Consider the following 5,695-nt stretch of genomic DNA (forward strand, 5'->3'; position numbering starts at 1 on the left):
TTTTTTCCTGGCAGAACGAGGAGGCCGGACTGGCCTGCGCCCGTGAAGGCTATGACGTCATCATGCAGCCGGCCCAGTATACCTATCTGGATATGGCGCTGTTTGACTGGGAGCAAGGTACTGGCCCGCTTCTGATTCGCTGGAATCGCGTACAGTCCCGAATTGATGCCTTGTTTGGTCGCAAGGGCAAACTATGGCTGTTGCTTGGCCTGGTTACTCTTGCTCTGGCGGTTTGGTTTGCCGGTACCTTTTTACCCTTGGTTGTTCGTGCAGTAAGTACCGCTGGGGCTGTCGTAGTTGCGGCCTTGGCATCGTACTGGGTGATGCGGATCCGTCAGCGTAAAGAGTTTGAAGAAACCTTTCCTCAGGTACTGGGGCAAATTTCCCGTGCCGTCGCTGCCGGTATTTCGGTGCCGCAGGCTATTGCTCAGGTTGCTGACTACCAGAAGGGCATGTTGGGGCGTGAGTTTGTGTTAATTCGCGATCAGCTCGAAATTGGTATCAGCCTGAAGCAGGCGCTTCGGGAAGCCTGCTACCGCCTGCCGTATTCTGGTTTTCACTTTTTCGTGGTGGCTTTGGTGCTCAATGAGGAAAACGGTGGTCAGCTACGTGAGGTGCTTCATGGCCTTAGCCGTACCTTGCACGACAATGTTGCCATCAAGATGAAAATCAAGAGCCTGACGGCAGAGCCAAGAATGACGGCGATGATTTTGGCTTCTCTGCCGGTATTGCTGATCAGCATTATGTTTTTCAAAAATCCAACCGCTTTTCTCAATCTGACAAATACCGATGCCGGACAGTTCGTGCTGGCCTATGTGGTCGGCAGCATGGCGTTGGGGCTGGGAATTATTCATATGCTAACCAAGGTGAGGTCCTGATGTCTGTCTCTCTATGGATAGCTGTGGCCTTGTTGGTCACAGGTGGTTGCATGGCTTTGTTATTCAATGCCAGAGCTCAGCGTCGTGATCGCGTGGTTGAGCGACTGGGGTTGGTCTCTCATCATTTCCGTTTGGCCCAGCACCATTCATTACCCGGTTTGCCAACGTTCTCGGTGAGCCGTGATGTAAAGGTACTCCTTGGCAAAGCGGGTTTTCATTCGCCGCAGGCTGCCAGTTGGTTCGTTGTTGTCAAGCTGTCTGTCATGGCATCGAGCATGACGGCCTGGCTAGCCTACATCGATTTTGACCTGAGCAGTATCCAACTGGCTAAAGGGTTGGTGTTTGCTATTGCCAGCGGTCTGGTGGTTGAGCAGTGGTTGAAGTGGCGAGCTCATGAAGTGAGTCAGCGGATCGCCCATGCTGTGCCGGATGCGCTGGATCTGATGGTGGTTTGCGTTGAATCAGGGCTGACGCTGGAAGCGATCTTCGGCCGGGTTGGCAAGGAAATGGCGCAGGTGGCGCCTGAGCTATCGCGCGAATGGCTGATCACCGAGGCAGAACTGCGGGTACTGGACTCGCGTCTGGAGGCACTTGAAAACTTAACCCAAAGAACCGGCATTGTCGAAATTGAAAATATCGTGATTGCCCTGTCACAGGCAGAAAAGTACGGCAGTCCGATTGCATCAACCATGCGCCTGATTGCCGCTGACAGCCGTCAGTATCAATACCTGAAGCTTGAAGAACGTGTCGGAAAAATCCCGGCCAAAATGTCGATGCCGGTTGTGGTGCTGATCATGTTGCCGGTTGTGGTGCTGATTGTTGCGCCGACTATTATTGCGCTACTTGAGAGTCTGGGGACACTATGACGCAACAACTAACACGTTTGAGCCTGTTCACTGTCGCAATGTTGGTACTCACAGGCGCTCTGACAGGATGCGCCAGCCAATCTTCTGCGCAATCTGAAGAACAAGCAGCCCGATTGAAAAGTGATCGCGAACTGGCAGAAGTGGCTTTGGTCGGCGGTCGTCCCGAGAGTGCTATTGAGATTTACCGCCAGCAACTGGAAAATCGACCTGATGATGTTGAATTGCTCTATTTGCTTGGAGTGGCTTACAACCAGACCGGTGAGTTTGAACTGGCGCTGCACTTTCTGAACAAGGCGAAAGTGCAAGATCAAGCGGCAGAGCAGCAGGTTCGTGGTGATATCTTGCGTGAGCTGGGCCGGGCGAAACTGGCTATGGGCGATATCCGTCAGGCGCAGCTTGATTTGGAGTCAGCCGCGAAGCAGCTTCCACAAAGTGCCGAAACCATGAACAGTCTCGGGGTGAGTTATGCCCTGCAGCAAGAGTACAGTAAGGCCCGAGAGGCATTCATCGCAGCCTTGGCGGTAGAGCCGGGAAGCCTTGAGTATCGCAACAACCTTGCGTTGGGGTGGATCTTGGCCGATCACCCGCAAAAAGGGATCGATATTCTGTATCCGAACTACCTTCGTGGCAACAGCACCACCAAGACGCGTCAGAATCTTGCGCTGGCTTTCGCGATGAAAGGGGATATCGAGGCGGCGAAGACCATTGCCAAGCAGGACTTGACTCATGCTGAGCTTGAGAAAAACCTCGCTTATTACCAGCAGTGGGAGCAGATGTTGTGATGGCTCGTCAGCAGGGAAATATAACTATAGAGTTTGCTGTTACCTTCCTGTCTTTTTTCGTCATGGTGCTGGTGGTGATTGAAACTTGCCGTTTCATGATGACCGGCAACATGTTGGATGTCGCCCTGGCGACAGCAACTCGCAAGACTGTTCACGTTAACGATCATGAAAATGTCGTCAGGTCGATGCAGGCCGTTTTGGCAAAATATGACTTTCCGATGGTAGATAGCAGCCGTCTCCAGATTGAAGCGACGTATTACGATTCGCTGGAGGCGCTGAGAAATAATGTGGGTTCATCAGCCTATACTCGGCAGCCATTTGCCGAGTACAGGGTGAGCTATCCCTATCAGGTGTTGTTTATCGAAGGTTGGGCTGAAGGTCTTGAGCGTTTGACGACGTTTGAGCGAAAGATGTTGGTGGCTCATGAAAGAAGTTAGAACCATGCCCGCTCGTTCAACGGCCTCCTTGGGTAAACAGCGTGGTAGCAGTGTGATTGAGTTGCCTGTGATTGCACTCATCTTGATGGTGTTGGTCGTGTTTGCGGTAAAAATCGGCCACGGTTTGAGCCTGAAAGCCAAGCTGGATCAGCTTGCCTATTCTCTGACATCTGTTGTTGCCAGTGAACGTCTAGAGTTCGACCTGTCCGGATCTGGTGGTGTCATCACTCTTCAGATTGCAGATGCTTTGCGTGTTGTTGCCGAACGACACTTTCAGTCTGGCGCGAACTCGGCCTCAGTAGAAGTCGGTATTCAGTTGGAGCAGTTAAAACAGGGCAGTGCCGGTGCTGTGTATTTTTCAGAAAGTGCGGGTGGATCTTGTCAGGCTCAACAGAAGCTAGCTCAATTAGCCTCATTGGCACCGGTTGGCACGGTTTCGGGTTTGAACAATGGCCTGCGTCCGGATTTGTTTCAGGTGTCGGTATGCCTGACATCGCTGCCGTTGTTGACGGGAAGTGTTTATCCGGTTTTCGTTCGAGACTTTGCCGAACGCTATTACAACAGTTCGGCAGTATTGATCGGGAGGCAGTATGACTAGTCGCCTTGGTAAAAGCTCACAGCCACAGATCCCTTTGAAACAGCGTGGTGCGATTTCGTTGACGTTCGTGATGTTGTTGCCCGTATTACTTGCCGTGATATCTGTGGCGGTATTTTTTTCGATGTATACCCAGGCTCTTGTGCGTGCAGGTCATGCTTCAGATGCGGCTTCTATTGCCTGTGCCTATCAGCAGCAGGGCTCAAATACTATGGCTCGGAAGTATTTAGACTACTACCGTCCGGTGTTTGTACCTGACGCTGTTCCGGCGAGTAGCCAAATGGATACGCAAAACGGTTGTCATGTGTCGACGCAATATAGCTTTGAACCTCTGATGCCAGAGATATTGCCAGCTGCCGCTGAGGGTAAAAAACAAGTTCATGCCAGTAGTGATTCTACATCCAGATTAGTGGCAAGTGTGTCGAGTCAACCGACTGAGTTTTCTTTAGTTCTTGATATATCAGGTTCGATGGTAGAAGAGCTTCCTCAGCTTAAAAAAATTATATCCGATGTGATCGATGATATTGATTCACTAAATAGCCAGGTGCGCTTTTCTATTGTGCCATTTCAAACCGGTGTGACGGTTAAGGATGCACCTTGGTATTCAAAATCATTAAACAAGGCCAAATGTGTGGATGGGTTGTCATATACGGCCGGGCGCTGGGACCCTCAGAAAACTGTTGATGATCTAGATTCACCATCAGCCACTTTGTCTATGCGAGATGTTACCCCTAGCCCTTGGCTCGATCGTTGTAGTGAAACAGCCTCTATTTTGCCGCTGACCGATGATTTGAGTCAGTTGAAAAGTTATGTCGCTGGGTTGAAAACCAGTGGTTCAAGTACAGCTTCCTACCAGGGATTGATTTGGGGGATACGTACTTTGACTGAAGAATGGCAGCAGGAATGGGAGGTTGAGGCGCTGCATGCTATTAAGCCTGCACAGCGTTTGGTGTTGTTTACAGATGGGCAGGATTTTCCGTTATACCCGGAATATCTCAATGAGTTAATCGATGCAGATCTGTGCAATGTGATCCAGCAGGAGCTTGGGATCGAGATGAGCTTTATCGGTTTCGGAGTAAATGACTCGAGACTGGAGCAGTTCCGTAAATGTACTGGTCGTGACGATCTTGTGTATGACGCGAACAATACTGCTGATCTCGAAGCTTATTTTCGTTCTGCACTTCAGCTTGAGACCAGTACCCGCATTGTTCTCGGGGAGTGATCCATAAGTGAATTAGTAACGGTCAGTATTGGTAGCCGTAAATATAAATAAAAATACCAATCAATTGCTTTTTTAGAGGTGTTTATGTTTAAAAAATGGTTGGTTGCTTTGGCAATCTTGCTTTCGGCAAATGCTCAGGCCTACCAGCAAGGCGATTCGCTGTCGCCGTTTGCTCAACAACAATTGGGGCTAAATCCAGAAGCCGTGACGATTATCGATTTCTTTGCCGAGTGGTGTGTGTCATGCCGTGAAGAGCTCCCAGAAGTGAATCAGCTAGCTCAGCAGCTTGATGCCAGCCAGGTGGCGGTATTAGGTGTTGATGTCGATGAAGATGTCGAATTGGCCAAGGCTTTTCAGCAGGAGCTAGGAATAACATTTCCTGTCGTTAACGATCCTGAGCAAACCCTGGTTGAAGATTTCCAGCCTATCGGCATGCCTGCACTTTACTACGTGTATCAGGGTAAGGTGCTGAAGGTTCGATATGGTGCCATCAACCATATCGGCCAGGTCATCATGGATGATCTTAAGGAACTAGGGTTGGCGCTATGATCAAGCAATCCTGTTACGTATTGGCGATAGGAACCGCCGCAATTGTCAGCATGAATATCCATGCGGCTGATGCTGAATCCTCTTTGTATCAACAGTCTGAGTCGGTGTCATCGACGGTATATAGCAGTCAGGAATATGGTGTCGGACTGCGCCGGAATATTGAGCTGGTGAAACCATCAGCGGATACGTTGATGTTAGAACCTGCGGCTAAGCCTGTAGTAGCGGCAGCTACGCCGAAATCGATATCAAAGTCTACGTCGAAAGCTAAACCTGCACCTGCTCCTAAAGCTAAGGCAAGTTCACCGATAGCTAAACCAAAGCCGCCTGTTGAACAAGTTGTGGTTGCGAGTAAACCCAAGTCTAAAA

The 5,695-nt window shown here is 50.2% G+C and carries 7 protein-coding genes and 1 pseudogene; all 8 read left to right on the top strand.

Features of this window, described 5'->3' with window-relative positions:
* Window positions 1-878, top strand: an 878-nt coding sequence (locus tag MHN01_RS14475; protein ID WP_239411989.1) for a type II secretion system F family protein, incomplete at its 5' end; no start/stop codon positions are given.
* Window positions 878-1,744, top strand: a complete 867-nt coding sequence (locus MHN01_RS14480; RefSeq protein WP_239411990.1) for a type II secretion system F family protein — start codon at window positions 878-880, stop codon at window positions 1,742-1,744. The genes MHN01_RS14475 and MHN01_RS14480, both read left to right, overlap by 1 nt.
* Window positions 1,741-2,526 (top strand): lipopolysaccharide assembly protein LapB, encoded by a 786-nt coding sequence (locus tag MHN01_RS14485; RefSeq protein ID WP_239411991.1) that lies wholly within the window; start codon window positions 1,741-1,743, stop codon window positions 2,524-2,526. Before MHN01_RS14480 ends, MHN01_RS14485 begins: the two co-directional genes overlap by 4 nt.
* Window positions 2,526-2,963, top strand: coding sequence for a TadE/TadG family type IV pilus assembly protein (locus tag MHN01_RS14490; RefSeq protein ID WP_239411996.1), 438 nt, complete (start codon window positions 2,526-2,528; stop codon window positions 2,961-2,963). Before MHN01_RS14485 ends, MHN01_RS14490 begins: the two co-directional genes overlap by 1 nt.
* Entirely contained in the window at window positions 2,950-3,561 is a 612-nt protein-coding gene (tadF, locus tag MHN01_RS14495) for a tight adherence pilus pseudopilin TadF (protein ID WP_239411992.1), read from the top strand. Before MHN01_RS14490 ends, tadF begins: the two co-directional genes overlap by 14 nt.
* Complete coding sequence (locus MHN01_RS14500; RefSeq protein ID WP_239411993.1) at window positions 3,554-4,780, top strand: Tad domain-containing protein; 1,227 nt, start codon at window positions 3,554-3,556, stop codon at window positions 4,778-4,780. The genes tadF and MHN01_RS14500 overlap by 8 nt, the downstream gene beginning before the upstream one ends.
* Window positions 4,781-4,864: 84 nt before the next feature.
* Window positions 4,865-5,329 carry a TlpA disulfide reductase family protein gene (locus tag MHN01_RS14505; RefSeq protein WP_239411994.1) on the top strand — a complete coding sequence of 155 codons (465 nt, stop codon included), beginning with the start codon at window positions 4,865-4,867 and terminating at the stop codon, window positions 5,327-5,329.
* Window positions 5,326-5,695: pseudogene (locus tag MHN01_RS14510) on the top strand (hypothetical protein); the annotation flags it as partial. The gene MHN01_RS14505 and the pseudogene MHN01_RS14510, both read left to right, overlap by 4 nt.

It is taken from the genome of Photobacterium sp. OFAV2-7 (genome assembly GCF_022347985.1).
Taxonomy (GTDB): domain Bacteria; phylum Pseudomonadota; class Gammaproteobacteria; order Enterobacterales; family Vibrionaceae; genus Photobacterium.